The following is a 21,643-nucleotide window of genomic DNA, read 5'->3' on the forward strand; positions in this document are numbered from 1 at the left end:
ACTCGATCGACAGTTCCTAGAACGCGAAGCGCGAACGCGGCGGAACTTTGCCTAGCATTGCTGGGCGATACGGCTCTCGGCGATCGATCGGTGATTCAATCTCAACGGCATGGCGTCGGCTGTACCGCGACTGGCTGATTCGACGACGGGCATCAAAATCAGCGGCATCAAAATTGTCTTCCAGATTGGGAAGAACAGAATCGGAGGGAGCCACCGGTGATTCGTCATTGGACTTTGCAGGGCTCTCTTCGACTTTGTCAGTCGTTTCGTCTGCGCGATCGACGGCACCCTCAGTCGGTTGTGTGGTTCGCGTATCGACTGGATTCTCGTTCGGCAAATCGAGGTCCGTCGGCCATTCGTCGTCACTGGGTGGCGACGTTTTGATTGGTTGTTGGTCGTCAAATGCGACGGGACGCGTCAGGTACCCGGGCAAGGATTGCTCGATTTCTGACACGATGCTGTCCAGTTCGATTTGCTGGACTTCGTTGGCAGATGCTTTCGCAGACTGAAAGAGACTCAGCGAATGAGCGAGCATCGAATCGGCACCTCGTCCGGAGCGGCTGCGAGATGCAGTAAGCCAACGACGAGCAACGGAGATCCGCTCTTTGGCTGTCGAATCGCTGTTGAGCAGTTGTTCCTGTTTTGCCAAGGTCGACAGACGAGCATCGCTGCCAGCTGCCACCCATGCCAAGCCTTTGCTCCATCGCCGTTGCATTAGGCAAAGGTAATTTCCGGCAACACTTGCTTGGCTTGGCGTGATGGTGTCTTGATTGGCGAGCGCTGCCAGTTCGTTACCATGGGGAAGATCGATCATCGCAGTCGCATTGGATTTCATTCGTTGCATCTGCTCGGACGCACGACGAAAGTCTCGCAACTCTTGTCGATAAAAATCTTCGTCAAGAAAGTCGACCGATCGAGCCAATTCGGATTGCACGCTGCCAGCTAAGTCAAACGCTTCGCCGACGAGTAGGAAATCGTAGAGTCGGATGCCTTCATCAAATCGATGAAGCTGAGCGTCACTCATTTCGCTCAAGTAAACCGATTGAACGAACGAATCCGTCAGCAGTTTTTCCATGGATATGTCAAACACTTCGCACAAAGGCGCCAACGTTTTTTGGACGTCTTCAACACTGCCCGACAGCCATTGGATTTTGGCAGCGACCGTTCGCGCCGTCCAATTTTCTGGGGAAGTCGTCTGTGTTGCAGCGGCGTAGTCATTCAACGACACCAGAACGTCCGTCGCGCGCTCTCGTGTCAGAGCTTGATCTAGCTCAGGAATCAGCTGCTTTAGATTTGCGAAAACATCGCTGATGTCCGCCGGGGCAGGTATCGCTTGAAGCGTGATCGGTGCTGCTTGCGGAATCGTCGTCGCCGAATCAGCCATTTCAGCAAACGGCTCCGGTGAAAACACAGAGTCATCGATCATCGCGGGATCCAGCGTAGACGCTGAGCGACTTTCCTCGGGTGTTTTCGCAATGGCGTCCGAAGGACCGGTCGAAGGGGCCGTCGACTGAGCTGGCATCGAAGCCGCCAGCAGCGGTGCGACGGGTTCGGTGGGCACAGATGCTTCCGTGACCATCTCTTTCGATCCAGGCAACTCGGTGGCCGATTCATTTTGCACAACAGTATCGGTGCTGTCGGTAGGAATCGTGGCCGAAGCTGGCAAAGCGGCATCAGCCGAATCCGCAGTGGGAGTTTGCGAAGCGGAGCCGTCACTGTTGGAGACGATTGAATTGGAAATGGAAGGGGCTGCGGCTTCCTGCTGCGTTGCGTCCGGCCGTAGCGGGTCCAGCTGCAACGGGATGCTTTGGGCAGCGATCGCATCGGGTGCGACGAGATCATTTCGATCGTTGTTGAAGCGAAAGACTCCTGTGGTGATCAACAGCAACGTTGCCACAGTCGCGAAAGACAAAACCGTGCGGCGTTTCAAAGAACGAATTCGACGAACACTGCGATGAAAGATGCCAGGGCTGAGCAAGTCATCGGAGCTCAGTGCGCTGGCAATGCCATTGTCCAACTCCAACCCATGCGCCAACGAAATTTGGCTGACATCCGATGCGTCATAAAAGAACTCTCCGGTTTCCTCCGTCAAGTCGATCGGTAATTCGTCGAGATGCTCCGTGGGACTCAACGGCGGCGATTGTAAGGCATCCTCCATCACTGGCGGTGGACTGAAAATCCCAGCCGAAAATTGCGTGCGTCCGGCGCTCAGCAAAGCGTTGGGCAAGATCCGACCGACGAAGGCGCGTTGATGATGATCCGTCCGTTTCCGCGGATCCATCAGGCGATAGGTCGAAATAGCGACGCGGTAGAGCTGCAGGTTTGTTCTTGATGACGGCGATTTCAGTTGCTTTGCAGCAAGCGTTCGGCAATTGCGAGATGCCGCGCGGCGAATGATTGACAGCCGGCATTCATTGGGGCGCAGGCCGAGCGCGTGAAAATCAACCGAAGAAATTAAGTTCGACGGCAACGCTTCTTTCTTTGGTGGCTTCGCGGCCTTGCGGCGTGACGTAGTTCTCCCCAGCCGGTTGGCACGTTGACGCGCGACAGGCTTTCGATTTTCGTCCAGATCACCGCTAGGCGGACGATTTCCGTTCGGTCCGTTAGGTTGGCTTTTCATAGGAAGGTGCACAAACCAGCATGCAATTGATCAGATGACGCGACCTCTCTGGCCCAACGGGCAAGGCGGTCCCAGTGTCTGATCAAATCATGGTTGTGTCCTTACAGGCAATGAGGTGGAGGGTGTTTGCAGGGTGTGAAACGGCGTTGGCTATTGGACACATGACGGGACAACTGGTTCCCGCTGCGATCCATTCGGACCGCAAATGCCGCTGAGCGTTTTTGCGAAGTCCTGTTCCCTCAGTCCCCGACTGCCACAACACACGTCCTGTTAGACGTTTCCACTTGCCTTCACGCCCGTCTACACGTTGCAGACGTCAAAAGCTTGCTTTAGTGATGCTACTGGGTCGGGGCCCGATGGGATGAATTCCTGAGCGATATAGCCTTGGTATCCAGTCTCCATTATCGCACGTATCACAGGTGGATAGTTAATTTCTTGCAGATCATCCAATTCTCTGCGACCTGGATTGCCTGCGGTGTGATAGTGACCCACTAGATCGTGATAGCGGCCGATATTTCGAATCAAATCGCCGTTCATAATTTGGACGTGGTAGATATCAAATAATAATTTGAAACTGTCCGATCCAACCTCATTGACTAGCTCCGCGCAAAGGTGCAAATCGTCCCCCCAATACCCGGGGTGTCCTTTCATCGGGTGAACGTTGCCGTTTTCGTCGTAGTGTTTTTCGCTGTTGAGGTGTTCCAGAACCAGGCCGATTTTCTTCTCCTCGGCGTAGGGGACAACGCGTTTCCAGCAGTCCAAACAATTTTTGCGTGCAGCTGCGTCACTGACGCCTTCCTTACGCATGCCTGTAAAGGTGATCACGTTTGACACGTTGTATTTGACGGCCAGGTCGATCCCATCACGCAGCTTTTTTTCGACCTCGGCGTGGTTCTCAGGGTCGAGTGGTCCCTTGGCAAATCCGTGGCTACCGACGAGCGATATTTTTAAGCCAAGTTTGGTGACGGCGTCATAGTCGGTGGCGGAAATTCCCTCGATCGCTTCGATACCGATTTGCTTGCAGTGTTTTGCCAGCGTCACCGCGTCCATTGGCTTGAAACACCAACCCATGACGCTCTGTCGGACCTTGCCGCTGGAAGTCTTCGTAGCAGCTGACTTGGTTGGCTGGCTTTGCTCCTGCGCGCCAACTTGCGCTATCGTTGCTGCGCCTGCGATGGCAGCTTGAGCTGCTAAGAATTCACGTCGTTTCACGAGAGTTGCCTTGCTGAGATTGGTTGAACAAAGAACCAATATTCTACCTCGCTTTGGCACCGGTGGGACAATCTAAGGCACGACCTTCTTGGTCCAGAAAGGACGTTTTCGATCTGCACGTTGGCGGACATCTTCGAGCATCGTTTCCAAGTTTCGATCGTAATCGTGGTCGGTGCGTCGTGATCCATAGCGAATCGTTACACGTTGATTTAGGTCAATTCCCATATCCGGCCGCATCCAAACAATGAAACGTTCGGAGGGACCCTGCGAAATTCGGATTTGATTGTCTGCTCCGATGGTGGCTTCAACTTTCTTTCCGCGAATGCGTTTGGCTTGGTTCCAAAGAATGGGATCAACTGCCGTCCCATCCTTCAGGCCATCCAGTTCCAACCACCAGAAGAATTCATCGCCATGTCGCATCGTGACATGATCAATCTTTTGTGGGATATCTTTACGTCGGTGCGAAGCGGCGTTCATCCAGTCGAAAAGGTGGTGGATCTCGTCAAAGAAAAAAGCGAAGCCCCATCCCCGGTACATGACGACCATCGCGTCGGCTCGCACATTTAAGTAGTCTTCCAAAATGCCGCTGAACGCGTGATTGTTCTTGCTGCGGATGCGATCCAAAAAACCTTGGACGATGTAGATTGGAACCTGCTGGGCGTTGGGATAGTAGTGCGTAATTGTTTTGCCCGGATCACTGCTGATTGCGATCAGGCCAGCCCACAAATCAGGGTGCGAAACCGCGATGTCCCAAGCGGCGGTCGCACCATCGCCGTGACCGACGATAAAAATGCGGTCGGCATTGATCGATGTTCTTCGCATCGCATCACGCAGTGCAACGAGTACCCGTTGGTGCTCGCGAGGGGTGTAGTTGTAAACACCTTGCCCGGGCTCAGTCCAAGCCGGCGCGACGACAATGTAGCCGTGCCGAGTCGCGTGGCCGCCGCGGAAATTCAGTTGCTGATTCCACGGACCTGCCCACCAGTCAAGCTGCTGTTCCGGTGTCCCTTGGGGCGGATGCAGCGCGACAATGCAGGGGTATTCGCGCAGCGGGTCGTAGTCGGGCGGCAGCTGGACGATATACCGTGGCGAGACATCCACAGTAGCCGATGGCAAATCGCGTCCGACTGTGAACATGCCTTTGATCGTCTCGTGTTCTGCCTCATTGGGGAGCTTGCGCGAAGGGACAAGCAGCGGCAACATTCGAGCCACGTAGTCCGGTTCAGCTCCTTCCAAATTGGCCAGCTCCGACAAGATTGCTTTGCGTCGTCCCGGATCATCGCTAGCTAAGTACTCAGCCACTAGATTTCGCACGGTGATCATCGAAATGGCAACGCTCAGATTTTGCACTCCCTGTCCCGATCCCAGCAGCCAGCCGCTAATGCCCATGGCAACATGGTTGTCGACAGGTAGGCCCGTTTTGTCAGCTAGCAGGAATGCACTCAATCGCGGCAAAGTAAACGCAGAGAGTCCCGTCTGCATTTCATCCAGCAAGGGATTGATCGCAGCGATCTGCTTGGCGTTGAGCTGTTTTGATTTGTCACGCAATTTTGCCATCACATCGTCGATCGATGCTTGGGTCTTATCGAGTTTTGCGATCGCGTCTTGGACTTCTAAACGGGTGATCCGTCCGACGTTGTCTGGTCGGAAACCCGAGTAGATCTTTCTGGCGAATGATTCTTGTCCGACTTCGGCACGTTGTTGAGCTTCGCGAATGATCTCGGACGCCTCGGCTTCCGTGACAGCGATCAGTCGTTTTTCGATATCAGGTTCGTTAGGGAAATCCTTCTGGACCTGCTGCAAAACTTTGCGAGCGTCATTGAAGCGTTTTGCTTCGCCGAAAAAACGCGCGTGTTCATAGTGCAGGTCGATTTGGTCACCCGAATCCAGATTGGGCAGTCGTAGGCGTCTCGCGAAAATCGCCTGCAACGTATCTGAGTCGATCGAACTGGTGGCAACACGTTGATCCCAGATATACGAAGGCCGATCCTTGAGAGCTTCGACCTTGGCATAACGCGTGTTCAGCTCCGTGATCCCTTGCAAGATCGAAAGTGTCTCTCCTTTAAGACCGCGGATCTTGACTACTCGGCGAGCAAATTCGTTGAATGGAGAAACGCCCAGCAGCGAATCTAAGACGCTGATCGGCTTGCCATTAAGCGGTGCATCGAAATCAAACTCGATCGTTTCCTCGATCCCGCGAATTTGCTGCGGTTCACCGAGCACCATTCCACGGCGATACAAGTAGACGCGACGTAGCCCGTCGTCGACCATCACAATTGGCTGAGATTTGATGCCTCCGCCAGCGGCCGCGAATCCTTCCTTCATGCTCGGCAACTCAAAAACATTGCCCTGAATCATCAGCCCGTTTTTTAGCCGAAGGCTTTCTTCGGCAACTCCTGTGACAGTGACGAACAGGCCGATGATTCCGATCGCCAGCAGAAATTTGGCAATCCTGGTGGCAGACCGATCAGTTGTGTTGGTCGGCGGGGTTTGTTTGTTAATCACGAAGCTTGGTCTCCACCCATTCGTGTCAGTAAAGCCACTGCTTGGGCAAATGAACGCCCCAGTGGTGCCACTCCGTCACGCATTGAATTCACAGTTGGCATGACGTTTGGCATCGTGCTGTCAATCCAATCGCGTTCATTGACGCGTACCCACCACGATCCGGGATCGATCGTGACCACGGAATCCGGCGTGACCACGGAATAAGGCGCGGCGGGCTGGTCATCGGTTGCGAAGGCTGATTCGGTCAGCGATGCCGGTGGCTGCACCGACGGCCGGGCGATGTTTGGCGAGGCATGTTCGGCCAGTGCGACCGGGGTGCCCGGTTGGGTTGTCCATGAGACGCCAAAGAAAATGCCGATGACACTAGCAGAGCAGGCCAGCACGATCATTGCCGCGGCTGAAACGTTTTTTCGTGGTGCGGGAACGATGCTGACAGCGTCGTGCAAACGATTGGTCGGCAGGACAGAAGAAATCTGTTGCCAGGCCTCCAGCTGACCACGGCATGCCGCGCAGTGTTTAGTGTGATCGCGAATCTGTGTCGATTCGATCGGTTCGCAGTGTTGGTCCAGACGCGTGTGGAGCCACTCGTTGAAATCGTCGCAATTCATTGATCGGCCCCCACGGAATCAGTGCGTGGCTTTGGTTGGTCAGTTTGGCTCGTCATGGGAGCCTGGACGACGTTTCGATCACACAGTTTTTGCATCATGGATTCACGAGCACGATGAACCCAGGTTTTAGCCGTTCCTATCGGGCAGCCCAGTCGGAGCGAAATCTGCTGATAGTCACATCCTTGTTCGTGGAACAGTTTGAACGCTCGACGATGGTTTTCAGGCAGGCTTGCCATCGCGAGTTCTACTTCTTCGGTCAGCGACTCGGCATCGCGTTGCTGTTGTTCACGCCGGATCGCGATCTGAGAAGTCGCTTGAGAATCGGCGGACGCATCGTTTGTATCCGACAGCGAAACAAGCGGTTGTCGCCGCGAGAGTTGAGTCCGACAGCGATTGGCCGCAATCGTGATCAACCAAGGTTCCAGCGGCCGCCGGGTGTCCCAACGGTGGATGTACCGCACCGCTCGCGAGAAAGTCTCTTGGGTGGCGTCTTCGGCGTCTTGGCGATGTCCAAGAAGACGTAAGCAGCGATTGAAAACAGCGGTGTAGTGTTTGCCAAAGAGCTGGGCAAACGCCACGGGATCATTCTGCTGGACTTGTCGCACCAAGGCTGCGCAGGAATCGTCCATTGGAACGCGATCTCCCAAAGTCCATTGACCAAGTTCTGGCACATCACCAGAACCACGCTATCGTCCGCTAAAGAATCGCTTCAACGCATCGTCCGCCGCATCGCGAGAGGAGTCCTTCATCGACTTTTTCAAGCCTTCAGGAAGCTTCTGCGGTGGCTGTTTTTTCTTCGGGGGACGTTTCTTTTCGAGATTGGCAGTCGATTCGTCGACCGACAAATCAGTGCTGTCGTCTTCGGAGTCGCTTTTGCTTGAATCGGCAGCCTGCTTGGCGTCTTCCAGCTTGAATTGACGCGTCTCGGGGTCCGAGAGTTTGCGGACGCGATCGATTTGATCGGCTTCGTCCAACCACGAACTGACATCAACCGCTTCGAATCGGCTCTCATTGGCGTTTTCGACCGTTCTGGCGGCAGCGTCCTGAACGTCGGCGACTTCGGGTTTCTTGGCAGCCTGCAAACCGTGTTCGATCAAGACTTCGAATTTTAGTTTGCCGATACGAAGTTCATCACCGGGCTTCAGCACTTTTGCTTTGTCCGATGGCAGACGCTTGTCGTTTACGTAAGTGCCATTGCGGCTCTTAAGGTCTTGAATCAGCAAGCGGTTGTCGCGCAGAACCAGGATGCAGTGTTTTCGTGAAACGGATTCACTCTTCGGGCGTAGCTGGCAGGACTCGCTTCGTCCTACAAGGAACTTCTCGCTACCAATGGAAATCTCTTTCCCATCGTGGCTTCCACCCAAGACTTTCAGTTTCACTTTCATAGATCACCTGGTCTCTATCGCTGCTGAGTTGATTTTTGCATCACAGACGTGTTGCAAAGGGTGCGGAGCACCGCCTCAGAGCTTTTTCTCTGTAAGCATGTGTTCAATGTGCCTCTTCAGTACAGCCACTGCCCCGTCACTCAAGCGGTCAAAGACACGCCAATCGGCATCACCAAACTAAAAGAGAAGTCCCTGCAGGGTTAAATAGGCCAACCATCCTACACCTTGAAGTTGACTATTTCCCCGCAATCACATTCTAGGCAATTTCCAGAGTGCGAAAACGCCTTTATGGAAAGAATCGACGGATTACCCGCTACGAATTGCTGTTTTCACAAAATAATGAAGCAGCGAGACAAACTTTTTGAAATGAAACCCCCCAGCAGGGTATCTGTTTGTCGCTTTATCGGCGTTTTAACCAACTGGTCGAATTGAACCGGGTCGCTGCGATTTCGCGTGCTCGAGTTGTTTCGTCGACGGATACTTTGCTGGCTTGAAAGTCGATTTGCCATCTTTGAGAAAACGATGTTGAGATCGCCTGGGCTAGCTCTTTTTCACAAAGGGGGCGGGATCCCAGATTCAAGACGCCTGGAAGTTCAGGCGCAAACGGGCTGGCCTGGAGCAACAGGCTTCCATGCTGCAGGACAGCGTTCTTGGCTCGTCGCTGAGCGCTGCCGAGTATTTTGTAGCCGCTTACGATCAGGTCTTCGTCGGTGCGCCGCTGAAAACACAGCAGGGCTTCGTCGCTGATGCCACCGGCCGTTGTCGACGATTGCGGACCGGGAGGTGGCTGGTCCGATGTCACCCCGTTCGTTTTCGCAAGAGTCGTTGCCGCTGGCGGCGTGGTAAGTGGGGTAGGGCGGCAGTCGATCGTTCGATGGTTGATGTCGCGGTGGGGGACGGCCTTGATCGACCAATCCGATAGGGCGTCGCTGATAATCGCGTGCATTCCCTGATACAGATCCAGTCTTGCCCCGGAGTGGGACGACGTCACCGGTATGGCGATGCTGTAGGTCAGTTCGTGGTGATGCAGGATCGATCCGCCGCCGGTCGACCGCCGAACACAATTCGCGTCGCTACTGGCGACATGCTGGTTGCGGTCAGCCAGTTTTTGGAAGTAGCCCAGCGAAAGCGTTGGCTCTGTCCATTGATAAAATCTCAGCATCGGAATCTGTGACTGATTCACTGATTCCAGCAAAGCCTGGTCCAGTGACATGTTCCAGGCACCGGAGTCCGAGGCCAGCGCGATCAGTCGGCCCGGTTGGGATGAAGTCGAATTTGAAATGTCAGATCTCGATCTCTTAACCAGCTTCGGCGCACTGCTTTTCGTACACGGCGTGGTCCATCAAACGGTCAAGCGATTCGCCGTCGTTCAATTTGACTTTCATGATCCAGCCAAAGTCATACGGGTCGGCGTTGATCTTTTCCAAGTCGTCGGGCAGTTCGCTGTGAACTTCGACGACTTCGCCACTGACAGGACTGTAGAGAGGACTGACGGCTTTGACGGATTCGACTTCGCCAAACTCGTCGCCGACGGCTAGCTCTTTGCCAATTTCTGGCAGGTCCATGTAAACCAGGTCGTTGAGCTGTTCGATCGCAAATGCTGAAATACCGATGGTGGCGATCTTGTCGCCACCTTCTTCGGCAACGTCGACCCACTCGTGAGTCTCGGCGTAGAGCAGTTTGGTTTGATCACGCGACATCGTTGGGTTCCTCTTCGCGACTACGCAGGGGGGTCAAGTTTGGGGACGTTTGTAGAAGGGCAGTTTAACTTGCTTGGCCGAAGCCGTCTTGCCGCGGATGTCGATTTGAAACGACTGATCCGCAGCATGCTGAGCGTCAACATAAGCCATCGCAATGGGATGCCCAAGCGTAGGCGAAGGGCCGCCGCTTGTGATCACGCCGATTTTCACTCCATCGGAAGACAGAACCTCGCAGCCTTCGCGGGCCGGGCGTTTGCCATCGGGAACAAGCCCGATGCGAATTCGTTTGGGACCCGTTGCGACGATTTGGCGAAGGGCTTCGTCACCGATAAAAGATCGGTCTTTGAAGTTGCACGCGAATTTTAGTCCCGCAGAAATCGGATCGGATTGTTCGTCCAGTTCGTGTCCATAGAGCGGCATCGCTGCTTCCATTCGCAGAGTGTCGCGAGCGCCCAACCCGACGGCTTTGAATCCTACGTCGCGTCCGGCCATCATGATGTTTTCCCACACGCGGTTGGCCTCTTCGGCGCGGACAATCAACTCAAATCCGTCTTCGCCGGTGTAGCCCGTTCGGCTGACGATGACGGGTTTTCCCATCTGCTCCGTGACTCGAGCGGTGTAGTACTTCAGTTTGCTGATGTCGACGTTGAATAGACGATTGCAGATTTCGATCGCCTTGGGACCCTGGACCGCGATCATCGCCGTAACGTCCGTCCGATCGGTCATCGTCACGGTTGGGAAATCCGCTAGGTGCGGTTCGATCCACTTGTAGATTTTTTCGCGGTTGGATGCGTTGACGACCATCAGATGGTAGTAACGCTCCGACGGTGTTTTCAAATGCGACACCAATACATCGTCCAGCACGCCGCCGTCGGCATTGCAGATCAATCCGTAGCGAACTTTGCCTACGCCTAGATCACTGATGCGGCGGGTAAGGAGATGATCTAGCAGGTGTTCCGAACCATCGCCATCGAATCGCAGTCGGCCCATGTGCGACACGTCGAACAATCCCGCGGACGTCCGGCAAGCGTTGTGTTCATCGACGATGGACGAGTATTGAATCGGCATTTCATAGCCGGCGAACGGAACCATCTTCGCGCCGGCTTGGCGATGCCAGGCATCCAGCGGTGTCTTTGCAAGTGATGTAGTCATGAGAGTGAGTTTAGCCGCGGAAAATTGGCAGAGAACCCCCGAAGTTAAACCCCGAAGCCAAACCCGGAAGACAGATCCCCAGCGGCAATCACTAGCCGCGAACACTCGCGGCGATCACTACCCACGATCACTAGCGATGGGCGAGCCGAGGTTTCAGTGCAGTTGCCCGGATCAAGTGAACGACTGTGGCACTGAATTATGGTTACTGGAATTTGATCACGGGAAATCGGTCACTGGAATTTGGTCACTGGGATACCGAGTCGGGAGTGATTTCTAGAATTCGATTGTTCCCCGTATCGACCACGTACAGCGACTTGTTTTCCCAAGTCACTCCGTGTGGATGACTCAACTGGATCTTGGCATCGCCGTGCCCGTTTCCCAGGACCGTGCTAACCGTTTTGTTTTTTGGGTCGTATCTTCGAATTGCTCGATTCTGGTCATCGGCCACATAGACGTTGTCTTGATCATCGATGCAAATGTGTTTGGGAGAACCAAAAGTTGCATCCATCGCATCGCCATCCTTGTACCCCCGCTTTCCGGTTCCAGCGACGGTGTAGATCGAACCATCCGCATGAACGACTCGCAAAGCTTGCCCGTTCCGCTCCAGCACGTAAATCCGACCTTTCGAATCGGCGGCGACGGCTCGAGGATCAACAAGCGGGCTTGTTGTCGCATCGTGTCCGTCGGTGGGAATGCCTTTGTCGCCGTTGCCAGCGACCGTGATGATCTTGTTCGTCTGCAAGTCGATTTCTCGAATGCGTCGGTTTTTCAAGTCAGCGACGTGCAATTTGGTTGCGTCGTGATTCAGCGTGATGCACATGATGAAGTCAAAAGTCGCTTGCCGGGCTGGCCCTCCGTCACCCGAAAAACCTGCTTCTCCTGTGCCCGCAAACGTCGTAATGGTTCTCGAGTGATGCTCCACTCTGCGAATGCAGTGGTTCCAGCTGTCGGCGATGTACAGATCACCGTTGGGGGCAACAGCGCAGTTGTGCATGCCGTTAAATGTCGCTTGCAGCAACGGGCCTCCATCGCCGCGGTAGCTCTTGCTGCCATCACCACCGAGCAGCGACAAGAAACCGTCGGTTGATCGCTTGTGCACACGTCCGCCGCCAAGTTCGACGACGAACAGGTTGCCCCGACTGTCAAAGTCGATTCCAAACGGGGAGTCCAGCGGACTCTCAGCAGGCTCCCACTGGCCACCTTCGGGGGCACGGTATCCACCGACAATAAATTCGACGCTTGGGTCGATGGCGATCGAATCGTTTGCCATCGGCAGCGAGACGACGAAAACGAAAAACAAAAGCAGCTGTGTGCGAACCAGTTTCATCGAGACTAACCTGACCAAATTCGATGCGAGAGAATTGCCAATCTTACACTCCGCTCAAGTTCCCTTTCGCTTGTTGCGTTTCTTTTTCTCTCGACGTTCCTTTTGGCGTTTGTCCGAATACTTGCCGGTCGCCTTGGGTTTCTTGGACGTCTGGGGAAGGCCTTTATGTGCCGAGTGGTTTTTTTCGACCGTGAGGTAAAGCTGCCGTTCCTGCAAATCCACTTTCGCGATGACCACGCTTAGTTGGTCGCCCAAGCGAAAGCGATTTCCATCCTTGAACCCAATCAGCATCTGTCCGCTACGTTCGTAGCGGTACTTGTCTTTAGGCAAAGTGGTGACCGGGACAAAGCCATCGACTGGCAATCCGACGCATCGAGCGTGCAGACCATCGGGATAGACGCGGCTGACAATCGCTTCCATCGGTTTGCCAACGCGGCGTTTCAAGAAATGCAACAGTTTCAGTTCGATCAGCTCGCGTTCGGCTTGTGCCGCGTTGCGTTCCATGTCGCTGCAGTGATGACCAAGCGTCATGAGGACAGGGAATGGATCGTCGGGCGTCTTTTTGCCTTCCAATAATTTCTGAACCAACCGGTGAACCGTCAGGTCAGGGTAGCGACGGATCGGACTGGTGAAGTGGCAGTAGTGCTCCATGTCCAACGCGTAGTGGCCATCTTTTTGCGGCGCGTAGACCGCTTTGTTCATGCTTTTCAAGACGCTGAAGTTCACGGCGTTTTCGAGCGGCGTGCCAGCGACTTTGTCCAAGACAGCTTGGATCTCGAAGCGACTTTCGATTTTGCCGACATCGATCCCAAGGTCTTTGACGAACTGGCTCAACTGGCGAAGCTTGCGTCGTTCGGGCGACGGGTGCAGACGCGAAAGAAAGTTTAGTCCCAGGTCATCCAGCCAAGTCGCGACTGCCTGGTTGCCGGCCAACATAAACTCTTCGATTAGTTGATGGCTCTCGGTATGCTCCACTTCGCGAGCACCTTTGACTTTGCCAGATTTGTCCAGTTCCAATTTGATGTCCGGCATGTCCATCGAAAGCGCGCCGCCTTTGAAGCGGGCCTTTCGCATTTTCATCGCCAACGTGTGCATGTTGGTCAGCAAGTCGCAAACGGCGTCGCCCCAATCCTGACGGTATTTGTCGGGATCCGCCAAATACTGATCGACTTGTTGGTAGTTAAGTCGCTTGTCGCTGTGGATCGCGGCGTTGTGGACTTCGGTGTGCGAGATCGTCAGGTCAGCCTGCATTTCGATCTCGACCGTTTTGACCAGACGCATTTTATCGGGCTGCAAACTGGCCAAGTGATTGCTGATGATCTCGGGGATCATCGGGACCACACGGTCGGGCAAGTAAATACTGGTCGCACGATTACGAGCCTCTTCATCGATCGCGCCGCCCAGCGGTACAAACGTACTGACGTCGGCGATGTGAACCCACAATCGCCAGCGACCGCCTTCTTCAAGTTGCAGTGAAATCGCGTCGTCAAAATCTCTCGCATCGAACGGGTCGATCGTGATCGTCAACATGTCCGTCAAATCTTTGCGATCCGCCGGCACTTCGTCATCGTTGAACGCGTCGGCTTGTTCGCGAGCGGCGTCGAGTACCTTTTCGGGAAACTCTTCGGGCAACGCGTACTGTCGCATGATCAACATCGTGTCGATCGCGGGATTGCTGTTGCTGCCCAATCGTTCCAGGATGACGGCTTCGCCACCATTGCCGTCGTCGTCGGGGTAGTCGACCATTTCGACAAAGACTTTGTCTTCTTTATCCAGTGGCAATCCGCGAACGTCGCCGACTTGCACCGGTTTGTCGTAGGGGGTGCCATCTAAAAAGACGACGGGTTTTCCATCGAGCAATTGAAACGTGCCGGTAAATTGCCGGCGCGCCCGTTGCAAAATATCGACGACCGCTGCTTCGCTGCCGCCTTTGTGACTGGGGCGCACGGTGACTTCGACTAAGTCGCCATCCAACGCGCCGGCCGTTCGGCCTGGCGGCACAAAGAGATCTTCTTGAGCTTCGCTGTCATCGCCGTCGCCATTGTTCGGACGGACAAAGCCGAAGCCGCCGCCGGCGGAAAATCCGCTTCCACGAGCGCGGCGAAACGTGCCGCGGAGTCTGTCTGTCGGTCCACCGACCGAGCCTGTACTTAACACTAAATGATTTGATCCATAGACCAATCTACCTTCGAGCACCAATTGCTTGATCACCCGGCGAAGCTCTCGGTACCCTTCCAGGTCGAGCTTCAGCTGCGTGGCGATTTGCTTGGGTTTGCTGGGCCGGTAGTCGGCCGAGACGACCAATCGCATCAAGCGATCGGCCAGTTGAGTTGAAATATCCATTACAAAAACATAACGCATCGCCGCAAAATACGGACCATGGCAGACAGATCCGCCAGCTAGAAAGGTGCGTTATGCCTACAGAGTCACCAACGGAGAGGGAAAGGTTCGCGCGAAATCTAGTTGCTCATCGACGGCGATCGCCTGTGGTTTGGTCCCCCGCGGGGGCTGCACGCCGGCTGGATCGATCCAACGCGAACCTTCTCAAGCGGTTTGGCTCTTCTTTCTCGTTCGCTGGATGGGTGTCCGGAGGCGTTATTGGCTTGGCGAGTTCTTCCATCGAACTTGTCCATCAGTGCAATGCGTTCCTGACCGGCATGTAAAGCCTCTCCTGTCGATCAACCATTTGGTAGCTCATCGGGTAGAGCAACAGAATTCGGTTCTGTCGGTAGTGGGTTCGATTCCCATCCAAATGTCCAAACCCTTGGACAGCGCGTTGCAAAACGCTCCACCGGTGTGTCGAACTTTTCGATGCAGGGGCCATGCGCACGTGAACGATTGAGACGCTGATGGTTAGGTGACTAAAACCCTGATGGCTCGCTCTGTCTGGCCCGATGCAACGCATCGAGCGAAAGGCGAACGAGTTGGCGGGAGATTCGATTCTCCTAAGCATGGCAATTGGTCGATCACGAGGCACCAAACGATCAGAGCTTTGCGGACTGTCGATGTCTTTTTAGCCAACCAATTCTTCTTCGAGCGGAAGGAGAATTGGCGCCACGAAGATGGGTGCAAATCCCCGCTGTTGATCCTTCGGCAATGGCCCGCTGTTTTTGCGAAGTTCGGCCACCATTTTTTACGCATTTCTACCGTAGGATCGCGAGAGACGTCGCGGGACTACAACCAAGTAACAAGTCAAAGATCATCCCATGTTCGGTATTCAAAACCTTCTCGTTCGCGATTTCGAAACGGCAATCGTTCTGCGCCGTGGTGTGCAAACGAAGCGTCTGGACGCAGGTCGTCGTGTCGTTCTGGGCCGCGCCGAAGTGATCGTATTCGATCGTCGCGAAGTGTCCCTGTTGGATGCTCGTCTGTCTGAAATCGTCCGCAGTGGTTTGATCGACGCTCAAGCGACCGTTGTCGACTTGAGCGACAATCAGCGTGCACTGGTTTGGATCGACAACCGATTCTTCATGGCGTTGTCGCCTGGTCTGTTTGCGTTCTGGAACGACCCGCATGCTGTGCGCATCGAAATCGTCGAAATTGACGACGAAGGTCTGCAGTTGCAACACCCTCAGTTGCCAGCGATCGTCGAAAACTCGGTCGCCGCGCGATTGCTGGACGTTTGCCGTGTCGGTGCCGGGCGTGTGGGCGTGAAGCTAGTTGATGGACGATTCATCGAAACCGTTGGCCCAGGTCTGTACGCTTTTTGGCGATCAGGGCGAAAGGCTCAGGTCATTGAACTCGATACGCGTGAAACGCAGTTGGACATCGGTGGCCAGGAATTGATGACGGCGGATCGCGTGACGCTTCGCTTGAACGTCAACGTTGTCTACCGTGTGGTCGATCCAGCGCGAACGGTCGAAGCAACTTCGGATGTGCAGCAAGCTTTGTACCGCGAAGTGCAGTTGGCGCTGCGTACGGCGGTGGGGCAGCGAGACCTGGACGCTTTGCTGAACGATCGTGATTCGCTGTCGGTCGAACTGGCCAAGTCGGTCGAAGAAGCGGCGGTGCGAATCGGAGTCGAACTGGTCAGCGTCGGTGTGCGGGACATCATCCTTCCTGGAGACATGAAGGAATTGATGAATCAAGTGGTTCAGGCCCGCAAGGCTGCGGAGGCAAACTTGATCACTCGGCGCGAGGAAACGGCCGCGATTCGTAGCCAAGCCAACACGGCAAAGCTGCTAGCGGACAACCCGGCGTTGATGCGTTTGCGCGAACTGGAAACGCTCGAACGAGTTGCTCAAAGCGGAACGCTGAAAGTGAATGTCGGTGACGGTCGTTTGACCGATAAGCTGACCAACCTGATTTGATCGGCCCTGATGGAAATGAAGCCGCCCGACTTTCGATTGATGCGTCAGTCGGGCGGCAAGTTTCCGGCTAGGACTTTCGAGGTGAAAGGCCCTTTTTGGCGATGTAGTACGTCAAAATCGCATCGAGGACATGAGCCAGCACAACGAATGCGCCCAGTACGACCGCTCCGCCAATTGCCTCGGGATCGTTGATCGCAGCGACGATCGCAGCGGCAAAAATGAACCAGGAGAGCAAGTAACCGGCCAATTCGATCAGTGCCAATAACGTGTGCCCCATGCTGAAATCTCCCCAGGATGGGAAGATCAATGATCGCAAGGCAAGCTCCGTCGGTTTGTAAAACGTTTGGCCGCAATTGCCACACTGGTACGTTTCTTTTGGAACGACTTCGACGCACTGGCAGCACAGTGTTTCGCGTGACTGAGTTGACTGTGGTGTAAATCCTAGAGTCGCGTATTCTTGTCGAGCGTGTTCGACGACTTTGGGAATCGCTTTCTTGTCGTGACCTTTGAAACCGCTGTAGCTGAATTTGGATCCGTCCAACAGTTTTAGCTGCGATCCGCCCATGAATCCGCCTTTGAACTTGGCGATCTCGTTGTAGTAGATCGACCAAAACTGGTGCTTCGGCACACCCTTGGTGTTGGAGTTCAGAAGGATGACTCGAAGATTTGTAAACACAAACACGGTCTGGTTAATGAACTGAGCCCAGATACCCATGAAATACTGCTCGACGAATTTCTGCTGAACACCTTTGCCGATGTACAGAACTTCCTCACCTTCCTTCAACGTTTTTTGAAGTTGATCTTGGCAAGCATGAAGCAGTTTGATGCGTTTCTTGACATCGCCTTTCCAGCCCATGCCGCCAAGTTTGGGAAAGCACTTCGATTCGTCGACGGGAAATGGCAGCGTTGTGACATCGATGTTGATCGAGCGGAGTTTTTCGGTCACTTCTCCGTCGGTCAATTCGGTTGCAGCCATTAATTAATCGTTTTCGTGAAGGGCAGGTGGGGAATGTCGATGGCTTCTCTGTCGGCCGTTACTTGACCGCCGAAAGATGAAACTTGTTCAATTCCAGACTGCCGAAGGAGAATCCGAGTTTGGCGATCTTTTTGGGCTGGTCAATCATCTCGTGTTGAACGTTGATCGTCGAATCGCCCAGCTGAACGGTGGCTTTATCGCCGACGACTTTCACTTTCAGTGTTTCCCATTTTTCCTCGGTAAGTGTCGGCAGAGTTTTGTTTAAAAAGACTGGCGTCGCTTTGTTTGCACCAGGCTCTTTAATGTAAGTCAGCACGCTGCCGGGGCTTTTGGGCGACAGCTTGATGCGAAAAGCATGACCGCCGTTTGTGGCATCCATCGTGAAAACGACAGCTTTACAGCCGGTTGACTTGAACACGACTTCGGCCGAAGCATCGTCATGGGGAACTTCGTAGACCATGATCGGTCCGTGGTTCTTGTGTTTTTTGTAGAGTTCGTCGTCTTGCGTGACAGCGGCAATGCCGTTTTCGATTTTCCAGTCTCCGCGTAACGGCTTGCGGATTTTGTAAGAGTCGATTGTGTAGTGGTCGTCTACCAAAGTGTCAGTATTGATTTGAGCCGTTGAAACAGATGACGTGGCGATCAACAGAAGTGCCGCAGTAAGGAAATGTCGCATCAGAATGCCTTTGAGGGATGAAGGGAAAACGCGGGCGAGTGTCCGTCGCACACAGTAGACCTGTATGCCAGTCGAGTCGATTCAAGACCGAGGGGCGATGGCTACTCTATTTCGTCGATGTACAAGCGTAGTGATTCTTTCAAGCTGCTGAAGTGATCGCCGGCGACCCTTTTTATTTGGAGCTGGGTGTCACGCGTGTCAATGTCGGCAATCGTGGCGAGCGGATCAGACTTTCCCAGGTAGGCAAAGTGCGGGCGCTGCATGTGTTCAACGTTGCCGATTAGCAAACGTGCTTTTCGTTCGGCCGGCGTGTCGTCAAAGGGAGTGATGTCAGTCCACTCGTCAAAAATTTCGTCGGGGTAAAGTCCGCCACAGCTACCTGAATGGACAATGGGAACGGAATCACGGAGTGACAACAGTGCCGACACACCACCTCCCAAGCTATGGCCAAACACGTAGATTCGTTTTGGATCCACGAAAGGCTGGGTCGCCAGCCATCGGATTGCGCCGCGGGCATCGTCGACTTCGCCGCACATCATCTCGAACGTGCCATCGTTGCCATTTTCGCCACGAAACGCTGGTGTCATCACCACGAATCGTTCGCCAGTCACTTCTAGAACGCTGGTCATGTCTTCGGCCCCCAATTTGTAGCCACCATGAAGGTAGATGAGTGCCGGTAGTTGCCTTGCGGCGGATTTTGGCTTGTGCAGGAGGGCTTTCATTCGCCGACCAGCCGAACGGTACAAGACGCGTTCGGATCCACTTAGTCGAGGGACGACGAACGTCCGCGTCATCGTTGATTCGATGCCGATGATCCGTGTTTGAAATCGTTCTCGCCATTGCGAATAGCTTTGGCCATCGGGAACAATTTTCCCAGGTTGCACGTGCATGAACTCTTGGTTGCCCAGCCTGGTCCAAGTCTGTTGTCTTGCTCGCTGTCCTTCGGTCGGTTCATACAAATGAACCGCCGATGTTCCATCAAGTACTGCGATGCACCCCTGTCGATCGACTGACAACGATTTGACTGGATGATCGATCGCAAACAAAACGCTTGACTGTTTGGTGCTGACGTCGGTTACCGTCACTTCCCCCATTTTGTTGCCGTGCAAGATCTTGCCGTCGGCACGATCAAAAAAGATGGCTGCCGTGGAGTTTTCGATTTTTTGAATGGCTCGCCCGGTTGAAACGTCATAGACCACCGTCTCGCCATCGACTAGACAGGCAATCTGTGAACCGTCAGCAGAAAAATCAAGAGAAGTGCTTTTTTTCAAGCTACTGCGAATCCGGATGCCCTGGATGTTTTCGCCGGTTGCAACACGCCGGATATAGATTCGCCCCCGCGATGCTCCCGCCATCAATGCTCCATCCCCGCTGATCGCAACTGCCTGGAAGGTTTGCGTACTAGAAAGGGAGCTCATGGCGTTCCACGTCACATTCGCGAACGTTGTCATTTGGCCAAGAGCATTCAGTTTTGCATGCCGCAGGTAAGGACCACTGCGCACGGCGATGACTTGACCATCTCGGCTAACTTGCAATTCAGAGCAGGTATTTGCTACTCCACGTCCAAGGAATCTGCTGGCCTGAAATCTCTCAGGTAGGCGAGGCAATTTGGCTGGTGGAAGCGAAACACTGCCAGTCGATCCGATCTGTTGAAGGTCCAGCTTGGTTAGCGACCCCGATTTGCTGGCGACCAGCAATTGGGAAGGCTTCGTGGTGAATGCGATTCCGGTTGGATCCGTCACGGACTGTTCCCAAACGCCTTCACCTGTCGCTGCATTCCAAATCTTGACGCTGCCCGCGTCACTGCCTGCAATTTCGATCGTCGCCAGGAAGCGTCCATCAGGGGAGATGGCTAACTGTTCCGCCTGCGGTGGCTTCGCCGCGGCGACTTCTTTCATCGTTTCTGAGGTCTCGGCATACAAAGGCGTGTTGTCTTTCGTTTTCCAGCCTTTGATTCGACCGTCACGCGCTGAAGAAAAAATCTGCATCTCGTCCAGGGAAAAAATGATCGTTAGACCTTCGCCGCCGTGCAATCCAATGTCTTGTTTATGCTTTGCATCAACATCCCAGAGCGAGACTAGTCCTGATTTGTCAATCGCAGCCAAGTGTTTTCCGTCTTTGGTGAAAGCGATCGATCGAGGCGCTGCGCCTTGGGCGGCTAGTTCACAATGACTGTCCAAGTGGGCGCCTTTCCAGATGTTGATGCTGCCGTTTTTTCCGTTCACGGTGGCCACTAGCGGTGCCTCTGCCGCAACGGCAAATACCTCTGCGTCGAGATCGGGGAGCGATCGTTGTCGGGTGCACTCGCCCGTTGCCGCATTGATGCAAAACAAAAATGATCCATCGCGTTCTTGCTGTTGGTTGACCGCGACCACGTACTTGGCTTTGATAAAGAACCTCGCATTTTTGACGGTCGCTGATGGCGAAATGGCAAACGGAAGCGGGGTATCGATTCGTTTGGCTGTGGTCGGCTTCTTTGACGGCGTTGGAAAAAAGGGCAGTAGGTTTACCGCACCTGTTGCCAGATCACACAAGACGATCCGGCGTGTCTCCCACCCGCGTTGGTGTCGCTTGTCGTCCAAGTAGAGGAAAGTTTTGGAGTCAGACGATAGGTCCTGTGGAATCCCGGTTGGAATGATCCCTTGATCTTTCGCGGACTGTGTGTCGATGCTTATCGGTGTGACATTCCGAGACTGAACGTCCAGGATGACGGGGGGATTTTCGGACATCGCCCCGACGACTCGCTGTGCATCAGACGAAGCTACCAGTCGTCGAATGTAGGTTGTGGGCCTTGTCCGGGGTGGCCGATCCCGTCGCACTGTTTCTAGCCTGTCGAGGTCGATCCAGGCAAATGCATCCGTGTCTGCAGAAATCAACAGGTTTGGCGCGACCATCGCCAATGAACTATGAAGTCGGTCGTGCTTCATATCGAAAAGCTGGGTGGATTTGCCAGGCGATGGCTGAACAAACCTCGCGACGTATCTAGATTCGGTTTGATCGCCCGACAAATCAACTTTGACGTTTGCATTCACGTCGGACGTAGCTAGCACGAATCGGTACGCGGGGCGTGATAGCTTTGTTTTCGAATGCTTCCGCGTATTCGGTGTTGATGCGTTAGATCGTTGGGCATTCCGATTCGATGGTTGATCCATCCAAGTGATCAAGCTGACGG

At 54.2% G+C, this 21,643-nt stretch carries 15 protein-coding genes and 1 tRNA gene; 2 read left to right on the forward strand and 14 right to left on the reverse strand.

Translation table 11 applies throughout. The features are described 5' to 3' along the window. Positions 1 to 16: 16 nt before the first annotated feature. The 11 genes from K239x_RS02335 to K239x_RS02385 all read right to left on the reverse strand — a co-directional run bounded on the left by K239x_RS02335 (position 17) and on the right by K239x_RS02385 (position 14,852). Complete coding sequence (locus K239x_RS02335) at positions 17 to 2,620, reverse strand: hypothetical protein (protein ID WP_145416075.1); 2,604 nt, start codon at positions 2,618 to 2,620, stop codon at positions 17 to 19. A 300-nt stretch (positions 2,621 to 2,920) separates the two neighbouring features. Then, on the reverse strand, positions 2,921 to 3,832 hold the full coding sequence (locus K239x_RS02340; protein WP_419189580.1) for a TIM barrel protein: 912 nt from the start codon (positions 3,830 to 3,832) through the stop codon (positions 2,921 to 2,923). 72 nt (positions 3,833 to 3,904) lie between these two features. Next, on the reverse strand, positions 3,905 to 6,337 hold the full coding sequence (locus tag K239x_RS02345; RefSeq protein ID WP_145416076.1) for a carboxylesterase family protein: 2,433 nt from the start codon (positions 6,335 to 6,337) through the stop codon (positions 3,905 to 3,907). Continuing rightward, positions 6,334 to 6,945: an anti-sigma factor family protein gene (locus K239x_RS02350; protein WP_145416077.1), complete on the reverse strand. Its 612-nt coding sequence runs from the start codon at positions 6,943 to 6,945 to the stop codon at positions 6,334 to 6,336. The genes K239x_RS02345 and K239x_RS02350 overlap by 4 nt, the downstream gene beginning before the upstream one ends. Further along, complete coding sequence (locus tag K239x_RS02355; RefSeq protein ID WP_145416078.1) at positions 6,942 to 7,574, reverse strand: RNA polymerase sigma factor; 633 nt, start codon at positions 7,572 to 7,574, stop codon at positions 6,942 to 6,944. The genes K239x_RS02350 and K239x_RS02355 overlap by 4 nt, the downstream gene beginning before the upstream one ends. Before the next feature lie 57 nt (positions 7,575 to 7,631). Then, entirely contained in the window at positions 7,632 to 8,330 is a 699-nt protein-coding gene (locus K239x_RS02360; RefSeq protein WP_145416079.1) for an FHA domain-containing protein, read from the reverse strand. Between the two features lie 400 nt (positions 8,331 to 8,730). After that, a complete protein-coding gene (locus K239x_RS02365; protein ID WP_145416080.1) occupies positions 8,731 to 9,543 on the reverse strand; it encodes a lipoate--protein ligase family protein in 813 nt (270 codons plus the stop codon). An 85-nt stretch (positions 9,544 to 9,628) separates the two neighbouring features. Then, a complete protein-coding gene (gene gcvH / locus K239x_RS02370) occupies positions 9,629 to 10,030 on the reverse strand; it encodes a glycine cleavage system protein GcvH (RefSeq protein ID WP_145416081.1) in 402 nt (133 codons plus the stop codon). Positions 10,031 to 10,063: 33 nt separating this feature from the next. After that, positions 10,064 to 11,182, reverse strand: a complete 1,119-nt coding sequence (gcvT, locus tag K239x_RS02375) for a glycine cleavage system aminomethyltransferase GcvT (RefSeq protein ID WP_145416082.1) — start codon at positions 11,180 to 11,182, stop codon at positions 10,064 to 10,066. Positions 11,183 to 11,426: 244 nt separating this feature from the next. Beyond that, complete coding sequence (locus K239x_RS02380) at positions 11,427 to 12,509, reverse strand: NHL repeat-containing protein (protein WP_145416083.1); 1,083 nt, start codon at positions 12,507 to 12,509, stop codon at positions 11,427 to 11,429. A 54-nt stretch (positions 12,510 to 12,563) separates the two neighbouring features. Next, a complete protein-coding gene (locus K239x_RS02385; protein ID WP_145416084.1) occupies positions 12,564 to 14,852 on the reverse strand; it encodes a ribonuclease R family protein in 2,289 nt (762 codons plus the stop codon). 340 nt (positions 14,853 to 15,192) lie between these two features. On the opposite strand from K239x_RS02385, the gene K239x_RS02390 reads away from it, so the two are divergent. Together K239x_RS02390 and K239x_RS02395 are read left to right on the forward strand one after the other, a co-directional pair. Continuing rightward, positions 15,193 to 15,268 (forward strand) — tRNA-Arg (locus K239x_RS02390). 447 nt (positions 15,269 to 15,715) lie between these two features. After that, entirely contained in the window at positions 15,716 to 16,819 is a 1,104-nt protein-coding gene (locus K239x_RS02395; protein WP_145416085.1) for a slipin family protein, read from the forward strand. A 67-nt stretch (positions 16,820 to 16,886) separates the two neighbouring features. Here K239x_RS02395 and K239x_RS02400 read toward each other — a convergent pair whose 3' ends face one another. The 3 genes from K239x_RS02400 to K239x_RS02410 all read right to left on the reverse strand — a co-directional run bounded on the left by K239x_RS02400 (position 16,887) and on the right by K239x_RS02410 (position 21,200). Next, positions 16,887 to 17,795 (reverse strand): hypothetical protein, encoded by a 909-nt coding sequence (locus K239x_RS02400; protein ID WP_145416086.1) that lies wholly within the window; start codon positions 17,793 to 17,795, stop codon positions 16,887 to 16,889. Positions 17,796 to 17,853: 58 nt separating this feature from the next. Continuing rightward, positions 17,854 to 18,471 carry a hypothetical protein gene (locus K239x_RS02405; protein ID WP_145416087.1) on the reverse strand — a complete coding sequence of 206 codons (618 nt, stop codon included), beginning with the start codon at positions 18,469 to 18,471 and terminating at the stop codon, positions 17,854 to 17,856. Positions 18,472 to 18,572: 101 nt separating this feature from the next. Next, complete coding sequence (locus K239x_RS02410) at positions 18,573 to 21,200, reverse strand: S9 family peptidase (RefSeq protein ID WP_419189581.1); 2,628 nt, start codon at positions 21,198 to 21,200, stop codon at positions 18,573 to 18,575. Between the last annotated feature and the right edge of the window lie 443 nt (positions 21,201 to 21,643).

The organism is Stieleria marina (genome assembly GCA_007741555.1).
Taxonomy (GTDB): Bacteria; Planctomycetota; Planctomycetia; order Pirellulales; family Pirellulaceae; genus K23-9.

Bases quoted from the DNA above. Each gene is read 5' to 3' on its own strand.
- K239x_RS02335 (WP_145416075.1), bottom strand. From the start codon at position 2,620: ATGAAAAGCCAACCTAACGGACCGAACGGAAATCGTCCGCCTAGCGGT.
- K239x_RS02350 (WP_145416077.1), bottom strand. From the start codon at position 6,945: ATGAATTGCGACGATTTCAACGAGTGGCTCCACACGCGTCTGGACCAA.
- K239x_RS02355 (WP_145416078.1), bottom strand. From the start codon at position 7,574: ATGGACGATTCCTGCGCAGCCTTGGTGCGACAAGTCCAGCAGAATGAT.
- K239x_RS02360 (WP_145416079.1), bottom strand. From the start codon at position 8,330: ATGAAAGTGAAACTGAAAGTCTTGGGTGGAAGCCACGATGGGAAAGAG.
- K239x_RS02365 (WP_145416080.1), bottom strand. From the start codon at position 9,543: ATGTCACTGGACCAGGCTTTGCTGGAATCAGTGAATCAGTCACAGATT.
- gcvH (WP_145416081.1), bottom strand. From the start codon at position 10,030: ATGTCGCGTGATCAAACCAAACTGCTCTACGCCGAGACTCACGAGTGG.
- gcvT (WP_145416082.1), bottom strand. From the start codon at position 11,182: ATGACTACATCACTTGCAAAGACACCGCTGGATGCCTGGCATCGCCAA.
- K239x_RS02380 (WP_145416083.1), bottom strand. From the start codon at position 12,509: ATGAAACTGGTTCGCACACAGCTGCTTTTGTTTTTCGTTTTCGTCGTC.
- K239x_RS02385 (WP_145416084.1), bottom strand. From the start codon at position 14,852: ATGGATATTTCAACTCAACTGGCCGATCGCTTGATGCGATTGGTCGTC.
- K239x_RS02395 (WP_145416085.1), top strand. From the start codon at position 15,716: ATGTTCGGTATTCAAAACCTTCTCGTTCGCGATTTCGAAACGGCAATC.
- K239x_RS02400 (WP_145416086.1), bottom strand. From the start codon at position 17,795: ATGGCTGCAACCGAATTGACCGACGGAGAAGTGACCGAAAAACTCCGC.
- K239x_RS02405 (WP_145416087.1), bottom strand. From the start codon at position 18,471: ATGCGACATTTCCTTACTGCGGCACTTCTGTTGATCGCCACGTCATCT.
- K239x_RS02410 (WP_419189581.1), bottom strand. From the start codon at position 21,200: ATGTCCGAAAATCCCCCCGTCATCCTGGACGTTCAGTCTCGGAATGTC.